Origin of the sequence: Pseudomonas sp. TH39(2020), from assembly GCF_016650715.1 — a bacterium.
GTDB lineage: Bacteria > Pseudomonadota > Gammaproteobacteria > Pseudomonadales > Pseudomonadaceae > Aquipseudomonas > Aquipseudomonas mandelii_C.
Genome location: NZ_JAEKFF010000003.1, coordinates 103046 through 122033, shown reverse-complemented (window position 1 = coordinate 122033; position 18988 = coordinate 103046). Strand labels below are relative to the sequence as shown.

Below are 18988 nucleotides of genomic sequence, written 5' to 3'. Positions count from 1 at the left end.
GACCATAACGTTACCAACCCACACAAAACCAATATTTGCTGGTTACATTTGGTGACTGCCGAGAAATATGGGTAAAAATTGTTTTTTCCAAACGGCACTTTCTTTTTGAAATTTATAGCGTATACACTTTAAAAACCTTGCGACGACACAGCCAGCGACTATTCGAAGAAGAGGAACAAGCCCCATGGCAAGAACACAGAAAATCGCCATCGTCGGTGCAGGTCTGGGCGGTGCCGCCGCTGCGACGCTGCTGCAACAAGCCGGGTTTGAGGTGGACATCTACGAACAGGCCCCCGAGTTCTCCCGCCTCGGCGCCGGGATTCACATGGGGCCCAACATCATGAAAATCTTCCGGCGCATGGGCATCGAGCAACAGCTCGACCTGATGGGCTCACATCCGGACCACTGGTTCAGCCGTGACGGTTTGAGTGGCGATTACCTGTCACGCATTCCATTGGGCGATTTCGCTCGCAAGGAATACGGCGCGTCCTACATCACCGTGCACCGCGGCGACCTGCACGCCCTGCAGATGTCGACGATCAAACCCGGCACCGTGCACTTCAACAAACGCCTGGAAACCCTCGAGGAAACCGACAGCCAGGTGCGCCTGACCTTCAGCGATGGCGAAGTGACCTACGCCGACATCGTCATCGGCGCCGACGGGATCAATTCGAAGATTCGTGAAGAGTTGCTCGGCGCGGAAAAACCGCTGTACAGCGGCTGGGTGGCGCACCGCGCGCTGATCCGTGGCGATCAACTGGCCAAATACGATTTGAAGTTCGAAGACTGCATCAAGTGGTGGACCGAGGATCGGCACATGATGGTCTACTACACCACCGGCAAGCGCGACGAGTACTACTACGTGACCGGCGTGCCACACCCAGAGTGGGATTTCCAGGGCGCGTTCGTCGACAGCAGCCGCGAAGAAATGTTTGAGGCGTTCCAGGGCTATCACCCCACCGTTCAGGCGCTGATCGAATCCACCGAAAGCGTCACCAAATGGCCGTTGCGCAACCGCAACCCGTTGCCGCTGTGGAGCCGTGGGCGACTGGTGCTGCTGGGTGACGCTTGCCACCCGATGAAACCGCACATGGCCCAGGGCGCCGGCATGGCCATCGAAGACGCCGCGATGCTCACCCGCTGCCTGCAGGAAACCGGGCTCGGCGATTACCGCACCGCGTTCGAACTGTATGAAGCCAACCGTAAGGAACGCGCTTCCCGCGTGCAATCCGTATCCAACGCCAACACCTGGCTGCGCACTCAGGAAGATCCGGCCTGGGTGTACGGTTATGACCTGTATGCCCAGTCGCTGAAATCGGGGGTGGCCGCGTGAGTACGTTCATCCATGGCGGCAACGTCCAGGCCAACGGCATTCGCCAGCACTACCTGCGCTATGGCGGTAAAGGCCCGGCGCTGATTCTGATTCCCGGGATCACCAGCCCGGCGATCACCTGGGGGTTTGTCGCGGAACGACTCGGCGAGCATTTCGACACTTACGTGCTGGACGTTCGCGGTCGCGGCCTCTCCTCCACCGGCCCGGAGTTGGACTACAGCGCTGACGCCTGCGCCAACGACATCGGCGCTTTCGCCAAAGCCATGAAGCTGAACAGCTACAACCTGGTCGGCCACTCCATGGGGGCGCGGTTTGCGGTGCGCAGTGCTGTGCTGCATCCGGTCGGGGTGAACCGCCTGGTGCTGATCGATCCACCGGTGTCCGGCCCTGGCCGCCGTGAGTACCCGAGCAAACTGCCGTGGTATGTCGATTCGATCCGCCAGTCCTTGGTCGGGATGAATGCCGAGGCCATGCGCGCTTTCTGCGCCACCTGGACAGACGAGCAACTGCAACTGCGCGCCGAATGGCTGCACACCTGCTACGAACCGGCAATCGTGCGGGCTTTCAACGATTTCCACGACGTGGATTTCCATCAGGACCTGCCAAAACTCCAGGCCCCGGCGTTACTGATGATCGCCGGCCGTGGTGGTGTTATTCAGCCCGAGGACGAAGCGGAAATCCTCGACCTGCAACCGAATATTCGCAGTGTCCACGTCAAAAACGCCGGGCACATGATTCCCTGGGATGACCTCGACGGCTTCTTCAGCGCCTTCGGTGATTTCCTCGGCCCACGCCTGAACTAAACGAATCCGGAGACTTTTATGCTCACGCCTTACCGCATCGGCCAAATCGTGCCGAGCTCCAACACCACCATGGAAACCGAGATCCCGGCGATGCTCACCGCGCGTCAGTTGATCCGCCCGGAACGCTTCACCTTTCACTCCAGCCGCATGCGCATGAAGCAAGTGCGCAAGGAAGAACTGGCGGCGATGGACGGCGAATCCGACCGCTGCGCCGTGGAATTGTCCGACGCCAAGGTCGACGTATTAGGTTACGCGTGCCTGGTGGCGATCATGGCCATGGGGCTGGGTTATCACCGTAAATCCGAGCAACGGCTGCGCAAGGCCACCGCCGATAACGACGGCAACGCGCCGGTCATTACCAGCGCCGGCGCCTTGATCGAAGGTCTGAAAGTGCTGGGCGCCAAACGCATCGCTATTGTCGCGCCGTACATGAAACCCCTCACCGAACTGGTGGTGGATTACATTCGCGCAGAAGGCTTCGAAGTCGTGGACTGGCGCGCGCTGGAAATTCCCGACAACCTCGCCGTGGCCCGTCACGATCCGGCGAATCTGCCGGGCATTGTGGCCGGCATGAACCTGGAAGGCGTCGACGTGATCGTGCTCTCGGCCTGCGTGCAAATGCAGTCACTGCCCGTGGTGGCGCAAGTCGAAGCGCAAACCGGTAAACCGGTGCTCACCGCCGCCATCGCCACCACCTACGCCATGCTCAAGGCCCTGGACCTGGAACCGATTGTTCCTGGTGCGGGCGCCCTGCTCTCCGGCGCCTATTGAGAGGTGAGCGACATGAGCGAACAAACGGCCAACGACAACTATCAGGGCGTGTGGGGCCAGCGCATCGGTTTCGGCCAGAAAGCCGCGTTGCTGATGATCGATTTCATGCGTGGCTACACCACCGAAGGGGCGCCGCTGTTCGCACCCGGCGTGGTCAGTGCCGTGGCCGAAAGTGTTGAACTGTTGGCCAGCGCCCGTCGTCAGGGCATCCCGGTGGTGCACACCAATATCCGCTACCATCCCGGCCATTTCGCTGACGGTGGCATCTGGGTTAAAAAAGCCCCGGTGATGAAAGACATGGTCGAGGGCAACCCCTTGGCGGCGTTTTGCGAAGAGGTACTGCCCCAGGAAGATGAAGTGGTGATCAGCAAGCAATACGCCAGTGCCTTTTTCGGCAGCAGCCTGGCCCCGATGCTGCACGCCCAAGGCGTCGACACCGTGGTGCTGGCCGGTTGCTCCACCAGCGGCTGCATTCGGGCGACGGCGGTGGACGCTGTGCAACACGGTTTTCGCACCATCGTCGTGCGCGAATGCGTCGGCGACCGGCATCCGGCGCCCCATGAAGCCAACCTGTTCGACATCGACAGCAAGTACGGCGATGTCGTCAGCAAACAGGAGGCAATCGCACACTTTGAGCAGCAGTAATATCGAACAAAGAACCGCGCCATAGAGCGCAGGTCTTCGATAAAAACTGAGGGTACGCCCTCAGTCTTCTGACACTGCCTTTGGACGTCGCTTGCTACAGCGCGCCAGAGCGCTGGAAAAAAGCGGCTGTATAAAAACCATAAGTCACCGCCAGGAGACACCCGATGCCCATTGCGAATGCAGCACCTGCGACCACGGTCGCCGACCCGATTCAAGCGCTTTACCACAAGATCACCTGGAAGTTGATCCCGTTCCTGTGCTTCTGCTACCTGGCCGCGTACCTCGACCGGATCAATATCGGCTTCGCCAAACTGCAGATGCTCGATCAACTGCACTTCAGCGAAACCGCCTTCGGCCTCGGAGCCGGACTGTTTTTTGTCGGCTACATCCTGTTCGAGGTGCCGAGCAACCTGGTGCTGGAGAAAGTTGGCGCCAAGATCTGGATCGCCCGCATCATGATCACCTGGGGCCTGCTGTCGGCCTGCACCATGCTCGTGACGTCCACCACGCAGTTCTACATCCTGCGCTTCTTGCTCGGCGCCGCCGAAGCAGGCTTTCTGCCAGGCGTTCTGTATTACCTGACGACCTGGTTTCCGACCTATCGACGGGGCCGCATCATCGCCTTGTTCATGATCGGCCTGCCACTGTCCAGCGTGATTGGCGGCCCGCTGTCCGGTTGGGTCATGGGTTATTTCGATAACTTCGGCGGCCTGCATGGCTGGCAATGGCTGTTCCTCATCGAAGCGGTACCGAGTGTCATGCTCGGCGTGCTGACCTTCTGGGCCCTGCCCAACAACTATCGCCAGGCCAAATGGCTCAACGACGATGAAAAAAACCTGCTGGAGCAAGAACTGCGCGCCGATGAGGCCGGTGGCGGGGACAGCAAGCACAGTTTTCGCGATGGCTTCTTCAACCTGAAGGTCTGGATGCTCGGCGGGATCGACTTCTCGATCCTGCTCAGTGCCTATGCCATGGGGTTCTGGATGCCGACCTTCATCCGCAATGCCGGCATCATCGACACGTTCCACATCGGCGTACTCACGGCGCTGCCGAGCATCGCCGCGTTGTTGGGCATGCTGTTGATCGGCGCCAGCTCCGACAAACACCGCGAACGTCGCTGGCACATCATCGTGCCGTTTCTGGTGGGCGCTGCCGCCATGGCCAGTGCGCCGTTCTTCGTCCACAACGTGGTGGCGACCGTGGCCCTGTTCGCCATCGCGTCGGCGGCGATCATCGGCGCGGTGCCGGTGTTCTTCAGTCTGCCGGCAACCTTCCTCAAAGGCACCGCGGCGGCTACCGGCTTCGCCCTCGCCTGCTCGTTGGCGAACATCGCCGGGCTGGTCAGCAACTCGTTGATGGGGGTCGCCATTGACGTCACCGGCAGCAGCGCCGGCGCACTGTGGTTCTTTGCCGGCTGCCTGATTCTCAGCAGCTTTCTGGTGATCGCCTTGCCGGCCAAACTGGTCAACCGCTGACACCACACTGCCCCCCTGTGGGAGCGAGCCTGCTCGCGAAAGCGCTGGATCAGTCAACATTGATGTTGAATGTTGGGCCGCCTTCGCGAGCAGGCTCGCTCCCACAGGGAATTTCAGCAGCCGAATATTCCGATTATCAGGTGAGAAAAACCATGCAAGGTTTGATCAAACGCTGTGCCCTGCTTGTCGCCGCCGGCCTCTGCGCCGGTTCTCTGCAAGCGGCGGAAAAAGTCATCTTCGACACCGACTTCAACGTGCTCAACGATGATGGCCAGGCCTTCATCATGCTCGCCCAACTCCACGCCCAGAAACGCATCGACCTGCTCGGCATGACCCTGGTCAGCGGTAACGCCTGGGTCGACCAGGAACAGGTGGATGCCCTCAAGGCGGTAGAGCGCATGGGCGTGGAAAAGGACGTCGGCGTGTATTCCGGCGCGGCTTACCCGCTGCTTCATGACTTCGCCACCTACCCCCAGGAACAGGCCCTGTTCGGGGCCGGCTGGCCGGGAGCTTTCAAGGCGCCGCGTCCGACGTCCGCCGCGCAACTGATCGCCCCGCCGGATGGCCTGGCGACCCACACCGCATTGCGCAAGGAAACCGCCGCCCAGTTCATCGTCGACAGCGTGCGCGCCAATCCCCATGAAGTGACGTTGCTGGCGGTCGGCCCACTGACCAACATCGCCCTGGCCATCCGCTCCGCCCCCGACATCGTGCCGTTGATCAAACGCATCGTGTACATGGGCGGGGCCATCGAGATTCCGGGCAACACCACACCGGCCGCCGAATTCAACTGGTGGTTCGACCCCGAGGCGGCGAAGATCGTCCTGCGCTCACCCATTGAACACGTTATTTTTCCCAACGATGTGTGCGAAAAGGTCACCTTCGATGCCTCGATCTACCAGCGCGTCATCGCCCGGCCGGGACCGATTGCCGATCTGTACACACACGAATTCGCGCCGTTGTTCAGCAAGGACCCCGGCTATCACAGTTTTACCTGGGACAGCCTGCCGGCCCTGTTTCTGGTCGAGCCAGGCATCGTCACCGAATCCCGCGAGCTGTGGGTCGATGTCAATGCTCAGTTCGGCGCCGACTACGGTCGTGCCCTGGGTTACAAGAAAAGTCCACCCGTGGGCACGCAAAAAGCCAAGGTGGTGTTTGCCATCGACCAGAAGCAGTTCTGGAATGACTATGTGAATCTTGTGACCTTGCCGACGCCGGTCAAAGGCAGCTGATGCCGCGCCGCTCATGAAGAAGTGACAGCGTGCGGCGAACCCCTCACAGTGAGCGTGGTCGCACAGGTGAACCGCTGAACGTTGCTCAAGGGTCGAGCCGTCAGCGGTTCGGTCCCTTTTCTGTCGAGAGCCCTTCATGCGCAGACTCCTCGCTTTATCCCTCTCATTGCTGTTGCTGTCCCTGAGCGCCTGCGCCCTGCTGCCCAATCGCGACCCGCTGAACATCAACGTGGTCGGCTTCGAGCCGTTGCAAAGCCAGGACATGGAAGTACGCTTTGCCGTGAAAATACGGGTGCAAAATCCCAACGAGACCACCATCAATTACAACGGCGTCGCCCTTGACCTGGAAGTCAACGGCCAGCCACTTGCCTCCGGTGTCAGCGATCAATCGGGTTCGATTGCACGCTTTTCCGAAACCGTGCTGACCATTCCGGTGAGTGTTTCGGCGTTCTCCGTGCTGCGCCAGACACTGGGCCTGAGCAAAACCCAAACCCTCGACAACCTGCCCTACGTCCTGCACGGCAAACTCGCGGGCGGCTTGTTCGGCACGATGCGTTTCGTGGACAGTGGCAAACTCAGCCTGCCAACGTCGACGACCGGCACTTGGTAAGTCACGATTCAAGGAGCGACAAAGAACATGGAAGCCACACCCACGCTCTACACCGAACGTTTAATCCTGCGCCCACTGGAATTGGCCGACGCCGAAGCCATCCAGCAACAGTTTCCGCACTGGGAAGTGGTGCGTTATCTCAACGCCTTGGTACCTTGGCCGTACCCTGCCGACGGCGCACTGACCTATTTGCGTGACATCGCGTTGCCGGCGATTGCCGCCGGCAAAGAGTGGCACTGGTCGATTCGTTTGAAGTCGGCGCCGGAGCAACTGATCGGCAATATCAGCCTGATGGATGAGCAGGACAACAACCGCGGCTTCTGGCTCGGACCAAAATGGCAAGGCCAGGGCTTGATGACCGAAGCCAGTGCGGCGGTCACCGAGTACTGGTTCGAATCCCTCGGCCGGTCAGTACTGCGGGTACCGAAAGCGGCGCCCAACCTCGGCTCGCGCAAACTCTCGGAACGTACGGGTATGCGCTTGATCCGTAGCGATGAGGATGATTTTGTCAGTGGGCGATTCCCCAGAGAGCTCTGGGAAATCACCCGTGCAGAGTGGTTACAGCAACGATGAATATCCCATTGTGGGAGCGAGCCTGCTCGCGAATGCGGTGTGTCAGAAAACATATGTATTGACTGACACTCCCTCTTCGCGAGCAGGCTCGCTCCCACAGGTGGTTATGTGTTGAAGCGGATGCCGGGTTTAGGCCGCTCATCTACGGTCAGCTCAAACACGTCCGGGCGCGCGTAGTGCCCGACCACGTCGTAGTCGTAACGGGCACGGATCAGGTCATCGGTGTCGATTTCTGCGGTGAGCAAACCGGCGCTGTCACGCAGCGGCCCCGCCAGAATGTCGCCCATCGGCCCGACGATCACGCTGCCACCGGCAATCAATGGGCGGTCCGATGGCCAGTTGGCGATCTCCACGCCCAAGGCGTGCGGTGAATCCTGAACCTGACAGGCGCTGACCACAAAACAGCGTCCTTCATGGGCGATATGGCGCATGCTGACCTGCCACATTTCCCGCTCATCCACCGTTGGCGCGCACCAGACCTCCACGCCTTTGGCGTACATCGCGGTGCGCAGCAGCGGCATCATGTTTTCCCAGCAAATCACCGCACCGATCCGCCCGACCTGACTGTCGATCACCGGCAACGTCGAGCCATCGCCTTTGCCCCAGATCAACCGCTCGGTGCCCGTGGGCATCAGTTTGCGGTGCTTGGCGACCAGCCCTGCCTGCGGATCGAAATACAACGCGGTGCAGTACAACGTGCTGCCGGCGCGTTCGATGACACCGATCACCAGGTTGGCACCGGTGCGCACCGACAACCCGGCCAACGCTTGGGTTTCCACGCCTGGCACGTCGATCGCGTTGGCAAAGTACCGGGCAAAGGCTTCACGCCCTTCCGGCAGGCGATAACCCAGCCGAGTGCCAAAGCCCTCACCTTTGGGGTAACCGCCGAGCAACGCTTCGGGCATGACCACCAGCGCCGCGCCGGATTCGATAATCGCGTTTTCCCAAGAAAGGATCTGTTCCAGGGTCTCGGCCTTGCCACCGGGCAAGGCGCCGATCTGCAGTGCAGCAACAATTGACTTGGGCATCGCAGTAACTCCGAAAGCAATGAGGTGTTGCTCATTCTCCGGCGCCACGGGATCATGAATAAAGCCCTGTTTGCTGCTGAATGATATGAGCCAAATGAATATCGCCACCGTCGATCTCAACCTGCTGAAAGTCTTCGAAGCGCTCCACGAGGAGTCCAGCGCCAGCCGGGCCGCGTTGCGTCTGGGCGTGACGCAATCGGCGGTCAGTGCCGCGTTGCGTCGGCTTCGCGAGGTGTATGGCGATCAGTTGTTCGTGCGCACCGGCCGCGGACTCGCGCCCACGCTCAAGGCCAACCAGTTGAAACCGGTGGTCAGCGACGCCCTGAACAAATGCCGGCAGAGCCTGGCGATGGTGGACCCGGCCGCCCACCATTACGATGGGCGCTCGGTGACCGTGGGCATGTCCGATGATTTCGAAATCGCTTATGGGCGCCGGCTGATCGAAGAAATCGCCCGCGTGGCGCCGAAGCTGCGGCTGATCTTTCGTCAAACCCACAGTCAGATCGTCGCGCAAGCGTTGATGGAACGCAGCATCGATCTGGCGATCACCGCCGGTGGGTTTGCCGAGCGCTTGCTCAGCCGTCAGGTGCTGGGAGAAGGCGGTTATCTGTGCCTGGTAGACCCGCTCAGCCTGGCCGAGGGACAACAGACCCTCAGCCTTGAGGCGTTCGTCGACCGCGAGCACATTCTGGTGTCGTCGGGCGGCTTTATCGGGATCACCGATGAGGGGCTGGCGGCGCTGGGATTGAGTCGGCGGGTATGCGCTTCGACCACACACTTTGCCGCGTTGCCGCACTTGCTCAAGGGCAGTCAGGCCGTGGCGACCATTCCGGCCCATGCGGCCCAAAGCATTGCAGCGCTCAGCGGACTGGCACTGCTGCCCTGCCCTCTGGCGTTGCCGCGATACCCGATCGAACTGGGCTGGCGCACCAGTACGCAGCTCGATCCGGTGGTGCTGAAAGTACGGGAAGCGATTGTCGTGAGCTTTGCGAGCGCGTAGGAGCTGCCGAAGGCTGCGATCTTTTGATTTTGCTTTTTAAAACAAGATCAAAAGATCGCAGCCTGCGGCAGCTCCTACAGAGATGTGTGTCGAGTTCAGGTTACTTGGCAGCCATCAGGCGATTGACTTCGCTGCGCACCATGTTCGCGAATTCCGGGGGCGACATGCCGTCAAGTTCGGCACGGACCCACTCGGCCCATTTGCCTTTGCGCTTGGCGCGTTCACCGAACAACCGCGCGGCTTCGCCCTTGGACTTGCCCAGGTTGCTTTGCCATAGATCGAACAGACGGGATTTCTCATCTTCCAGCGCAGCGCGCTCGGCAAGGGGTTTGTCGGCCAGATTGAAGCTCATGGGAGTTACCTGCTGCGTAAAATAGGCGACATCTTACACTGTAGGAGGAAATGTCCGACCCAGGATTTTTCCTCAGGGTCGGGTCAACGCGAAAATCCACTGCAACTTTTTCGCTGACGGCAGACTCCATTGTTCACTGTCCATTTATCTGCAAGGAGTACCTCAATGGCCCGGAAAACCGCCGCACAAGTCGCCGAAGACCAGATCAAGGATCAAGCCTTCAGCGAACTTCAGGCTCTGATCGAAGAATCGGAAAAACTGTTGAAAAGCAGCGCCTCACTGGTGGGTGAGGAAGCGGACACACTTCGTGGGCAAATCGCTCAGAAACTGCAGCAGGCTCGGGACTCCGTTACCAACGTTCGTGACCGAACCAAACCTGCGGTTGAAGCCACTGAAACCTACATCGGTGGCCATCCGTGGCAAACCGTGGCGATCTCTGCCGGTTTCGGCCTGGTAGTCGGGTTGTTGCTGGGGCGGCGTTAAACGACCCCGTTTTAATCAGTACCCAGCAAAAAGGCGAGCACGCAGCTCGCCTTTTTCATGCCCGGCTTTTATGCAGACTGAGAGTATGCAGACCTCAGAGCCCGGCCAAAGCCCGCAAACTCGCCAATGTCTGCGCGTCGAACGGGATGCCATCGGTGCTGGCCTTGGCCCGCTGTTGGTGACGTCGATCACCCGGCAAACGCTTGAGCCCCACACCGTGCATCTGCCGGACCAGTTCCTGACTGCGCTCGGCAAAATTCTGCCCGGCCGCCTTGCTCGGGTCGATCACGATCAGCAGTTGGCCCGTCCATGGCGTCTTGGCCCCCGGATGGTTCGACCAATCGAACTCGAAGGAAAAATTGCCACCGGTCAACGCCGCCGCCAACAGCTCGACCATCATCGACAGCGCCGAACCTTTATGGCCGCCAAACGGCAGCAACGCGCCGCCCTCAAGAATCGCTTTCGGGTCCTGGGTCGGCTGGCCGAGACCGTCCACCCCCATGCCTGGCGGCAAACGCTCGCCCTTGCGCGCGGCGATCTGCACATCGCCATGAGCAATGGCGCTGGTCGCCAGGTCGAAGACAATCGGATCGCCGTCAGCCCGAGGGGCGGCGAAAGCAATCGGGTTGGTCCCGAACAGCGGACGATCGGCACCGTGCGGCACCACACAAGTCATGCTGTTAACCACGCTCAGCGCCACCAGGCCTTCATAGGCGAAGGGCTCGACATCCGGCCACAAGGCTGCGAAATGGTGGGAGTTACGAATCGCCAGCACCGCAATGCCGGCACTGCGGGCTTTTTCCACCAACAAACCGCGTGCTGCCGCGAGGGCTGGTTGGGCGAAACCATTACCGGCGTCGACCCGGACAAAGCCCGAAGCCACGTCCTCGACCACCGGCACGGCCTGGCCATTGACCCAGCCGCTCTGGAGCGTCGACACGTAACCGGGAATGCGGAACACGCCATGGCTATGGGCGCCATCGCGTTCGGCACCGGCGCAGTTGAGGGCCAGTGTCCTGGCGACATCGGCGGAGGTGCCATGACGCTGAAAAATCTGCTCAAGCAAAAGAACGAGCGCGTCGAAATCGAGCGTTTGAGTGTTCGAACTGACGGCCACTTTGGGCGTTGCGGTCATCTGAAGCTCCAGTTTTATTATTGAGTACGGGCAACAGGGTGAAGCGAGGTTGCAGAGCAACCCAAAACAGTTGTCGATTAAGCGCTGTTCTACCGGCTTCCTGTCAAGTCTCGACAGCCTGTTCGGCTCAAGCAATATGTACCGCACTCGAGCCTGCCACTGGCCGTACTGTTTTTTCCTCAATCCAACGACCGGCGATTACCCCCCGGTCGTAGCGCATCGAGGAAAAACCATGATTGCTCCCCCACTGCCGTATTTTTTCGACGAAGCAGCACTTACATCCAAAGCCAAACAGCCCGGTGAACGCGAAAAGGCACTGTCCTTCACGCTTGATAACCTGAAGTGGTTGAACGCTGTTTATCTGGCGACGCATGAAGCCCGTATCGCCAATAGCGTGTCCATGCACGTCGACCAGCTGCTTTTAAGCGTACCTGATGCGCCAGGCATCCCCCTGGCCGGCGCTTTTGCCATGAGCCGGCCCAACGATGGAGAAGTCACGCTCTACACACCGTGGAAAGGCCTGATGAAATTCGCGGACATGAAGGGCCTCAAAAGCAAACTCAAGGAATGGTTGGCACAGCCCACTGGCAAGCGCGAGTTATTGCGTTTTCTCTCCATCGAACAACGCAGCGCTCTACCCGCCGCCAGTGCGCAAGACTTTGCCACGCAAAAAATCGAAGGTGCGGTGTTCCAGGACCAGGAACTCACCCTCGAGCGCAATCAGGCTCAGAACATCAGGACGATGATGGGCGAGCTGCTCAAGCTGCCAACGCTGCAATCGATGCTGGACGAGACCCTCAAGAACGCGCTGCATAAACCGTTCCCCAAACTGGACCAACGCCTTACCCGAATGAAGAGCTCCGTTATCGATAGCGATGGCCAACAATTGCTTTCCTCGCATTCACTGAGCGATACCCTGCTGCATTACTACCTGACCAACCAGTGGCCGACTGGCGATTCCAGAGTCTTTTCCAATCCCCGACACAGTGTGAGCAGCGACGCCGACAACCAGGCTTGGGAAAGCGCAATCAAAGAGATCGCACAAACTTTTACCCCTCTCTTGCAAGGCCTGCTCAAGACGTTCTGGAATACACCGATGAACAATGGGCAGTCACGCCGGGAGGTTTTTGCCGAGGGCTTGCGCGATACCTTTCACGTGAAGCTTTTGCTTCAGCGTCAACAAGGTGTTCGAACGACGCAGGAATACCTGCGACTGATGAATCTCAGCCTCGAACCTGACACCGACGATCCTCTTCGTATCGAAACAGTACGTGTCACCGCCCCCTTCAAGCATTACGTGGAGCTCGCCTCGACCGTGATGATCGGCAGCAGCGACACGCCGGGCTTTCTGTACACCCCGTCCAGAGGCATCGAGGCAACGAGCGACCTGTCCGCTGTCAGGAACATCGTCGCGCAGATGTTGAAAAGCGAAGGGCACGAAGACACGCTGCTCAACTTCATGTCCTTGGACGAACGCGCTACGTTTCTTTCAATGGCGCCGGATGAACAAGTGATTGTCGGTGAACCGATCATCGGCCCGGTGTTTGAACAGTTGATGACCGCCATCCTTGGCAAGCAACGAGAGAATCTGTCCGATGCGCTGAACCGTTACCGTGAAAGCGAAGGCACACAGGATCCCCGGGCCTTGTTCGACAAGGCACTGGATGTCCGGGGACTGATCGACGATCGACTGCTGGCGGCCGATGCTGCAGGACGCTGGAGTACACACGCAGACCGGCGCCTGAGCGCGCAACCTGCCACCGCTCGTGGCGAGTCGGCCAAAGAGCAACTGGCCCTTCTCTCCACCGTTAAGCGACCGCTCGACCTACTCCTCGAAAACCACCCGGTCATTCCCGCAACAACCCGTACCCTTGACGAAGTGCTGCGTATCGTCAGTTCTTCACTCGGAAGCTTGCAATCGCGTTTCACCCACACCCTGTCAACGGCATTGCGCAGTGAATTGGAGCTGCACGCCGTCATGCGCACCTTGGGTGCGACGGAACAGGCGATCATCAAATCCGTACTTGATACTCCGGTACGCTTGCAGCGAGCTGCATTGAACGGCTTTTTACCGGACGTGTTTTCCTTGGCGCTGAAGGCAGGTGACGCTGCTGAGCCGTTGAAACTGGCCAGTTGTTTTGTGCTGACCGAACGAGGTGGCCTGGACCCTGAGCATTCGGGCAAGGCGATCTTGTGGACGCCGGCGTCGGGATTTGAAGCCTTCAAGACATTGACATCTTTACTGACCGGGCTGGAGCAACGCCTCAAAGACGCCGATGATCGCACCGCCCTTCTGGAGAACCTTGGACGCAGCGAGCGATTGCCTGGCAAGCACTACACCCTCGCCCCACTGCAGCGAATAGATGAGCATTTTCTCGATCACGTGCAAAAACCCTATGCCCAGCTGGACCGAGCGTGCGTCACCCGTGCGCTGGCCACGAAGCTTCCCGCGACGACCCAGGCCAGTCTTCTGAAGCTGGTGGCGTTACGCCAACCGATGACCGGGTTAGACCGTGCGACGGACATTGCCCAATCCCTGACGACCCAGCAAAAACTGCCGGCATGGCTGGCCAAGGCGTCCATTAAAGACCAGATACTGCATGGGGAGTTGCTTCAGCAATACCTCAACAACGTCACCGACGACCAGGACTACCTCACCGGCATACGCTCCCTGGCGCGCACGGCGCACCATGAACTTGAAAAACAACTCAAGGCTGACACCTTCGACATCGATCCGGACAATGTCCAGATACAAATCGACAGAAGTTCGAGGTCTGCGGCCAGCACCCAGACCCTGACCGACTTTGCACTGACCCATTTCAAGGATCTGGATAGAACCCATTTCAAACTGGTGTCGCTTGATACCACCGAGATTCCCGAGGACATGGACCAAAGCTACATCAGAGACCTGATACGAGACTTGAAGTTGGGCGAACATCAGCAGAACACATTGAACGAAGCCTTTGCAGACACCCAAGCGAACGCAAAGGACCGCAGGAAGCGGTTTTACACGCAATTACCCTGGCAGCTAATGCATTACGCCCACACGGAAAAACTGCAGGAGCGCCTGAGCGAGACGGGATTTGATCTGATCCAGCAAGTCATGGATATGCCCGACGCCATCGCCCGCGCGGCAGTCGACGGCGCCCACGCGATCATCCGCCCACTTGAGCTCCTGGGCATCAAGAGTGGACAGGCTGTCAAAGTGCCGGGCGTCTATCTGATTGGCTCATCGGCCGATAGCACCGCGCCACAGGTCCTTGTCGCGCCTCATAGCCCTCGGCACGGGGTGAAAGAATATGAAAACGAGAAACAATTGCTGACAGAGCTGAAGACCCGCGGTTCGCTGCTCGATTGGGTACTCATGAATCTGCCGCAGCCTGACCGGATGCTGTTGGAAAACCGGATGGCGACCAGCAGCACCCGTGTCGCCAGAGCCGCACCGCCGACCAACGTTAATCGCGAAACCGATGTCACATTGGCGTCCAACCCGATCAAGGGGAGCCTGTTCAAGCACTTGTTCGATGATAACGCCGCGCTGTTGGCCCGATTGCTCGGTTGCCAGTCCGATGACAAAAAGCAGGGCGAATGGGCAACCATCAAGGGCGTGCTGGGCGAAGACCTGCACGAGGCATACTCGTTCTTCATCGGCAAACTCGCCTACCCCATCACCGTGTGGCGCAGTTATCGCGACATCAAGCAATCCGCCGAAGACCTTCAGATGCACAAATGGGGGCCCGCGATAAAAGAGTTCATCAGCGGCATTGCACAACTCGCCACGTTGCGACAATCGCTGGAAGCGCAAGCGAAGCCATCGTCTACGCCAAGTACACCTGCGCCAGAAACGCCCAATACCCGATTCAAATGGCAGAACGTTGCCATTACAGCCCCCGAACGTACGCAGTTGAAGCGTCATGAAAGCATGGACGTCGATCTGAATTCGCTCACATTAAACTCAAGTCTTGGGCTCTATACCCATCCGACGACAAAAAAAACCTACGCACCGGTTGAAGGAAAGGTATATCCGGTCGCAAAGCTCGGCAAACACTGGCGCATCGCCGACACAAAAATTCGTGGTCCTCGGCTGAGTCAGAAAGTGTCGAAACAATGGGTTCTGGATAGGCAAACGCCAGCGCCCCGTTTCAGCATCGGCAATCGGTTGCACACCGCATATTCGGTCTGGGAGGGCATGAACGTCGATGCCACTGGAATGCCCGAAATCCGTCGACTGTTTCCGCAAAAGGCTCGTCAGATTGACGAAGCGCTGGACCTGGCAACCACCTATGCCTGGAACTGCTTTCAAAACCTGCAATTGCTGAAGTCTTCCGACAAAACGGTGACACCCGTGCATCAACTCATCATGGATTTTATTGATGTGCCGCAAGTGCAGTCCACGCATGTGGAGCAGCTTGAAAAAGTCATGACTGACATTTTTGCGGCCTTGTTGGACCCCTCACTGAGAAAGCCGAAGACCAATCGTTTTGCAATCGCCAGGGCGGTCAGTGGCGCGGCAACTACATTCGGCTTCACCGTTCCAAAGGATGCAAAGCGGAAAATTTATCTGGCAGAAAAATTCTTCGACACCGGTTTCGACATTTACCGCCCACATCTTACCGACCCTGCCTTCCCTATCAACACGCATGCCCGAGCAGTAACCCTTATTCATGAGCTTTCCCATCTCATCTGCAACACCGAAGACATTGCTTACTTCGATCCCGGCAGACCATTCCCCCATCTGATCGATACGACCAGCACAACCGCCAGTGATCTCAAGGACGCGTTGACCACGCTTCAGGACACCGCACTCTCGATCAAGACCCCCCTGACTCAGCTGTTCATGACCGAGGATCCTGATACCGGTGTGTGGGAGGATCCGGGCAGCACTTCTTATGAAAATACTGATCGGGTAAAAGCGCATATTTTGACCTTGACCGGCGGAGAAAACCTGAGCGGTGCCCGCAAAATTTACAAGAGAGATCCATTGGTCAGACTCAAGGTGCAACTCGGCAACGCCGACAGCGTTGCATGGCTCATCAGCCAAATGGGGCGCCAACTGCACACCAGCACCCCGTGAATCAGAAAAACAAACTCCCATTTGATGGGTAATTGCCATGACGGTTGTTCTCGCAGACTTCCTCACAAGGTTAGAATGCAGGAAATCAGGATGAGTCAATGACCGACAACCCTCTCTCGCCAGCCGAATACGACGCTGTCACCGATGCCGCTGCGCATTGGTGCATGCGTCTGCACGCCAACGATTGCACTGCTGAAGAGTGGCTGGCGTTCGAGCAATGGCATGACGCTCATCCGCTTCACGCGTTCGAATACGAGGCCATGCTGGAGATCTGGGATGTCGCGGGTGACCTGCCACGTCCAGAAACCATGGTCCCGATGGTCCGCACCAAACCTGCTACGCCTTGGCGCACCTTCGGTATCGCCGCGGCGGTTTGCGCCATGGCATTGCCACTGGCGGCCTATAGCGGCTGGAACCTGGGCTGGCTACCCAATTCCTATCAACATTTCGAGGCGGACGACAATGTCCGCCAAGTCACCCTGAGCGATGGCAGTCAGGTAGAACTGAACCTGGGCAGTGAGCTGACGTTCAGCAACTACAAGGATCAACGTCGGATTACGCTGAAAAAAGGCGAAGCCTTCTTCAGCGTCAGCCATGACACTCGACACCCCTTCATTGTCAAAGCGGCCGAAGGCAGGATTCGAGTTACCGGAACCAAATTCAACGTCTGGACGTATGAAGATCAGGTACGCGTGAACCTGATAGAAGGTTCGGTGCTGGTGAGCAGTAATGACGCCGTTGCGGGTGACGGTTTGCGCCTCGAGCCAGCGATGCAGGCTAGCTATAGACGCGGCGACTTCACTCCCCGGATCAGTCAGACCTACGACAATGACAATTCACTGGCCTGGCGCAGCGGAAAACTGGTGCTCGATGATCTGGCGCTGACCGACGCATTGCCATTGATCAATCGCTACTTGAGCAAACCGGTGATGGTGGCCGACAACAGCACTGGCTCGATTCGCATCGGCGGCATCTACAACATCAAAGAGCTCAACAACCTGGTGGCTTCCCTGCCCAAGGTGTTACCGGTCTACCTGACCCGCAACAAGGATGGCAATCCGGTCCTCAATTCCATTCCGCAACAAGCCCCAAAAAGCTGAAGGCCGCGACCTTTGCAAGGTGCGGCCTTCATTTTTCGTTAAAACACCATCTGCGTTACTGTACGGCCACCTTCCCGGCTTTTTCTTCCTGCTCGCGGATCGTCTGAACCTGGTACTTTGGATCGGGCGTGATCTGCCGTTCGGTGAACGGCAACACACTCAACTGCTTCCTGGAAAATGCCACGGTCTGATCTCTGGAGTATCGCTGACCAGGTTTTCGCATTCTTCGACCGTGAACTGATCCGGGCCGAAATAGCGTGAACGCTCGCCGTTCACGGTAGTGATCTCATTGGCCAACAGGCACAGGTTGTCCTGAGCGTAGGCGTAACCAATGCCATGACCGAGCCCGCGCTCGTTGTCGGCACGGATATTCGGCACGCCGAAACTGGTCCGACGAATGTCGGCGCTCGCCTGCTCCGGCTGGCTGCGTGCGTTTGCCGCAAGACTTAAGCCCGCCAATACGCCTGCAAGGCTCAACCGGGTTAACTACCTGGAAATAATCACGCTCGCTCCTGATCGGAAAGACAAACACCCTGCGTCATACACGCACTGCGCCTTCCCCTGGAAACGAAAGAAATGACAAAAATTCAGGCTGTGAAAGATGCTTTTCACGGGTATCTCACAGGCCGCTGACGTGATGGCGACAAAATTTCTACATTCGGGGCTTCAATATTTGCCCTGCTCGTACGTCTGATTGAATGAGAGCACTCATCACATTTCCTGGCCGTCTCGGAAAAGGAGTTTTTGCATGTACAACTCGCAACTGCCAACGGACGGTAGCAATGCACCAAAGGGCTCTGCCATGGGCTCCGGTGTTTTCAGTCAACGGGGCGAGCGCAATGGCAACGAGCGGATCAGGCTGCTGCTCAAAAGCTATGGTCTGCGAACCAGTCTGATCCGTCTCAAAGTCATCGACGCCTTGCTGACCGCCGCCGAAAGCGACCGTAGCCTTGGCGTGCGCGGCGTGCACAGCCACTTGCTGGACCTGGATATTCCCCTGTCTTTTCTGAGTGTGCGGGAAGTATTGAAACGCTTGTGCAGTGAAGGTGTGATCACGCTCAATGCGGACAAAAGCTACAGCCTGCATCCGCACGCCGTAGCCATGCTCCATCGCGAGTGATCACCTTAAGGTGTGTCGTTCAGGGTTTGACCTTGCGACGCATTACGCCATTGATCACTACCACGACCACCGCTACGCCGATGGCGATGTACTGAAACAGCTTCTCGCTGATGACGCCTGCGTTTTGCAGATACGAAAGGCCGAACATGATCCCCAACACCACGAGGGAGATCAGAATCGAGTATTTCAAACGTTGCGACTGAGTCATTGCGAGTTCCTGAACCTGAAAAATGTATCCGATTTGTATCAGAACG

18 protein-coding genes and 1 pseudogene are annotated in these 18988 nt (G+C 58.4%); 13 read left to right on the top strand and 6 right to left on the bottom strand.

Annotated elements, in window-relative coordinates:
- The first annotated feature begins 184 nt into the window (after positions 1-184).
- From JFU47_RS03015 to JFU47_RS02980, 8 genes are all read left to right on the top strand, one after another.
- The gene (locus JFU47_RS03015) at positions 185-1333 is read left to right on the top strand and encodes an FAD-dependent monooxygenase (RefSeq protein ID WP_123364983.1); all 1149 of its coding nucleotides are present in this window, start codon (positions 185-187) and stop codon (positions 1331-1333) included.
- Entirely contained in the window at positions 1330-2136 is an 807-nt protein-coding gene (locus JFU47_RS03010) for an alpha/beta fold hydrolase (RefSeq protein ID WP_201180700.1), read from the top strand. Before JFU47_RS03015 ends, JFU47_RS03010 begins: the two co-directional genes overlap by 4 nt.
- Before the next feature lie 18 nt (positions 2137-2154).
- Positions 2155-2907: a maleate cis-trans isomerase family protein gene (locus JFU47_RS03005; protein WP_008149891.1), complete on the top strand. Its 753-nt coding sequence runs from the start codon at positions 2155-2157 to the stop codon at positions 2905-2907.
- Positions 2908-2919: 12 nt separating this feature from the next.
- Positions 2920-3552, top strand: coding sequence for an N-carbamoylsarcosine amidohydrolase (locus JFU47_RS03000; RefSeq protein WP_201180697.1), 633 nt, complete (start codon positions 2920-2922; stop codon positions 3550-3552).
- Between the two features lie 164 nt (positions 3553-3716).
- Entirely contained in the window at positions 3717-5027 is a 1311-nt protein-coding gene (locus tag JFU47_RS02995; RefSeq protein WP_140678478.1) for an MFS transporter, read from the top strand.
- 152 nt (positions 5028-5179) lie between these two features.
- Positions 5180-6259: a nucleoside hydrolase gene (locus JFU47_RS02990; RefSeq protein WP_201180695.1), complete on the top strand. Its 1080-nt coding sequence runs from the start codon at positions 5180-5182 to the stop codon at positions 6257-6259.
- Between the two features lie 136 nt (positions 6260-6395).
- Positions 6396-6869: an LEA type 2 family protein gene (locus tag JFU47_RS02985; RefSeq protein ID WP_201180693.1), complete on the top strand. Its 474-nt coding sequence runs from the start codon at positions 6396-6398 to the stop codon at positions 6867-6869.
- Positions 6870-6896: 27 nt separating this feature from the next.
- Positions 6897-7442 carry a GNAT family N-acetyltransferase gene (locus JFU47_RS02980; protein ID WP_201180690.1) on the top strand — a complete coding sequence of 182 codons (546 nt, stop codon included), beginning with the start codon at positions 6897-6899 and terminating at the stop codon, positions 7440-7442.
- Between the two features lie 104 nt (positions 7443-7546).
- Here the strand turns inward: JFU47_RS02980 and JFU47_RS02975 are convergent, their stop codons facing one another.
- Positions 7547-8470, bottom strand: coding sequence for a carbon-nitrogen hydrolase family protein (locus tag JFU47_RS02975; RefSeq protein ID WP_201180688.1), 924 nt, complete (start codon positions 8468-8470; stop codon positions 7547-7549).
- An 85-nt stretch (positions 8471-8555) separates the two neighbouring features.
- On the opposite strand from JFU47_RS02975, the gene JFU47_RS02970 reads away from it, so the two are divergent.
- Positions 8556-9470 (top strand): LysR family transcriptional regulator, encoded by a 915-nt coding sequence (locus JFU47_RS02970; protein WP_201180686.1) that lies wholly within the window; start codon positions 8556-8558, stop codon positions 9468-9470.
- Positions 9471-9570: 100 nt separating this feature from the next.
- Here the strand turns inward: JFU47_RS02970 and JFU47_RS02965 are convergent, their stop codons facing one another.
- Positions 9571-9822 (bottom strand): hypothetical protein, encoded by a 252-nt coding sequence (locus JFU47_RS02965; RefSeq protein WP_008155229.1) that lies wholly within the window; start codon positions 9820-9822, stop codon positions 9571-9573.
- A gap of 165 nt (positions 9823-9987) precedes the next feature.
- On the opposite strand from JFU47_RS02965, the gene JFU47_RS02960 reads away from it, so the two are divergent.
- Positions 9988-10305 carry a DUF883 family protein gene (locus tag JFU47_RS02960; RefSeq protein WP_140678468.1) on the top strand — a complete coding sequence of 106 codons (318 nt, stop codon included), beginning with the start codon at positions 9988-9990 and terminating at the stop codon, positions 10303-10305.
- Positions 10306-10399: 94 nt separating this feature from the next.
- Here JFU47_RS02960 and JFU47_RS02955 read toward each other — a convergent pair whose 3' ends face one another.
- Positions 10400-11440 carry an Ldh family oxidoreductase gene (locus JFU47_RS02955; protein WP_201180684.1) on the bottom strand — a complete coding sequence of 347 codons (1041 nt, stop codon included), beginning with the start codon at positions 11438-11440 and terminating at the stop codon, positions 10400-10402.
- Positions 11441-11672: 232 nt separating this feature from the next.
- Here JFU47_RS02955 and JFU47_RS02950 point away from each other — a divergent pair, with 232 nt between their 5' ends.
- Both JFU47_RS02950 and JFU47_RS02945 read left to right on the top strand, forming a co-directional pair.
- Positions 11673-16514 (top strand): dermonecrotic toxin domain-containing protein, encoded by a 4842-nt coding sequence (locus JFU47_RS02950; RefSeq protein ID WP_201180682.1) that lies wholly within the window; start codon positions 11673-11675, stop codon positions 16512-16514.
- Between the two features lie 98 nt (positions 16515-16612).
- On the top strand, positions 16613-17614 hold the full coding sequence (locus JFU47_RS02945; protein ID WP_201180680.1) for a FecR family protein: 1002 nt from the start codon (positions 16613-16615) through the stop codon (positions 17612-17614).
- Positions 17615-17669: 55 nt separating this feature from the next.
- On the opposite strand, the gene JFU47_RS33270 is transcribed toward JFU47_RS02945, so the two are convergent.
- The gene (locus JFU47_RS33270) at positions 17670-17798 is read right to left on the bottom strand and encodes a hypothetical protein (protein ID WP_274609980.1); all 129 of its coding nucleotides are present in this window, start codon (positions 17796-17798) and stop codon (positions 17670-17672) included.
- Positions 17799-17815: 17 nt separating this feature from the next.
- Positions 17816-18091 (bottom strand): annotated as a pseudogene (locus JFU47_RS02940) (penicillin acylase family protein); the annotation flags it as partial.
- A 271-nt stretch (positions 18092-18362) separates the two neighbouring features.
- Here JFU47_RS02940 and JFU47_RS02935 point away from each other — a divergent pair.
- Entirely contained in the window at positions 18363-18734 is a 372-nt protein-coding gene (locus tag JFU47_RS02935) for a fe2+ zn2+ uptake regulation protein (protein ID WP_123364972.1), read from the top strand.
- A gap of 19 nt (positions 18735-18753) precedes the next feature.
- Here JFU47_RS02935 and JFU47_RS02930 read toward each other — a convergent pair whose 3' ends face one another.
- Entirely contained in the window at positions 18754-18942 is a 189-nt protein-coding gene (locus JFU47_RS02930) for a hypothetical protein (protein WP_123364971.1), read from the bottom strand.
- Positions 18943-18988: the final 46 nt, after the last annotated feature.

Coding starts and splice junctions, on each gene's coding strand:
- JFU47_RS03015 (WP_123364983.1), top strand. CDS start 185: ATGGCAAGAACACAGAAAATCGCCATCGTCGGTGCAGGTCTGGGCGGT.
- JFU47_RS03005 (WP_008149891.1), top strand. CDS start 2,155: ATGCTCACGCCTTACCGCATCGGCCAAATCGTGCCGAGCTCCAACACC.
- JFU47_RS03000 (WP_201180697.1), top strand. CDS start 2,920: ATGAGCGAACAAACGGCCAACGACAACTATCAGGGCGTGTGGGGCCAG.
- JFU47_RS02995 (WP_140678478.1), top strand. CDS start 3,717: ATGCCCATTGCGAATGCAGCACCTGCGACCACGGTCGCCGACCCGATT.
- JFU47_RS02990 (WP_201180695.1), top strand. CDS start 5,180: ATGCAAGGTTTGATCAAACGCTGTGCCCTGCTTGTCGCCGCCGGCCTC.
- JFU47_RS02985 (WP_201180693.1), top strand. CDS start 6,396: ATGCGCAGACTCCTCGCTTTATCCCTCTCATTGCTGTTGCTGTCCCTG.
- JFU47_RS02980 (WP_201180690.1), top strand. CDS start 6,897: ATGGAAGCCACACCCACGCTCTACACCGAACGTTTAATCCTGCGCCCA.
- JFU47_RS02975 (WP_201180688.1), bottom strand. CDS start 8,470: ATGCCCAAGTCAATTGTTGCTGCACTGCAGATCGGCGCCTTGCCCGGT.
- JFU47_RS02970 (WP_201180686.1), top strand. CDS start 8,556: ATGAGCCAAATGAATATCGCCACCGTCGATCTCAACCTGCTGAAAGTC.
- JFU47_RS02965 (WP_008155229.1), bottom strand. CDS start 9,822: ATGAGCTTCAATCTGGCCGACAAACCCCTTGCCGAGCGCGCTGCGCTG.
- JFU47_RS02960 (WP_140678468.1), top strand. CDS start 9,988: ATGGCCCGGAAAACCGCCGCACAAGTCGCCGAAGACCAGATCAAGGAT.
- JFU47_RS02955 (WP_201180684.1), bottom strand. CDS start 11,440: ATGACCGCAACGCCCAAAGTGGCCGTCAGTTCGAACACTCAAACGCTC.
- JFU47_RS02950 (WP_201180682.1), top strand. CDS start 11,673: ATGATTGCTCCCCCACTGCCGTATTTTTTCGACGAAGCAGCACTTACA.
- JFU47_RS02945 (WP_201180680.1), top strand. CDS start 16,613: ATGACCGACAACCCTCTCTCGCCAGCCGAATACGACGCTGTCACCGAT.
- JFU47_RS02935 (WP_123364972.1), top strand. CDS start 18,363: ATGTACAACTCGCAACTGCCAACGGACGGTAGCAATGCACCAAAGGGC.
- JFU47_RS02930 (WP_123364971.1), bottom strand. CDS start 18,942: ATGACTCAGTCGCAACGTTTGAAATACTCGATTCTGATCTCCCTCGTG.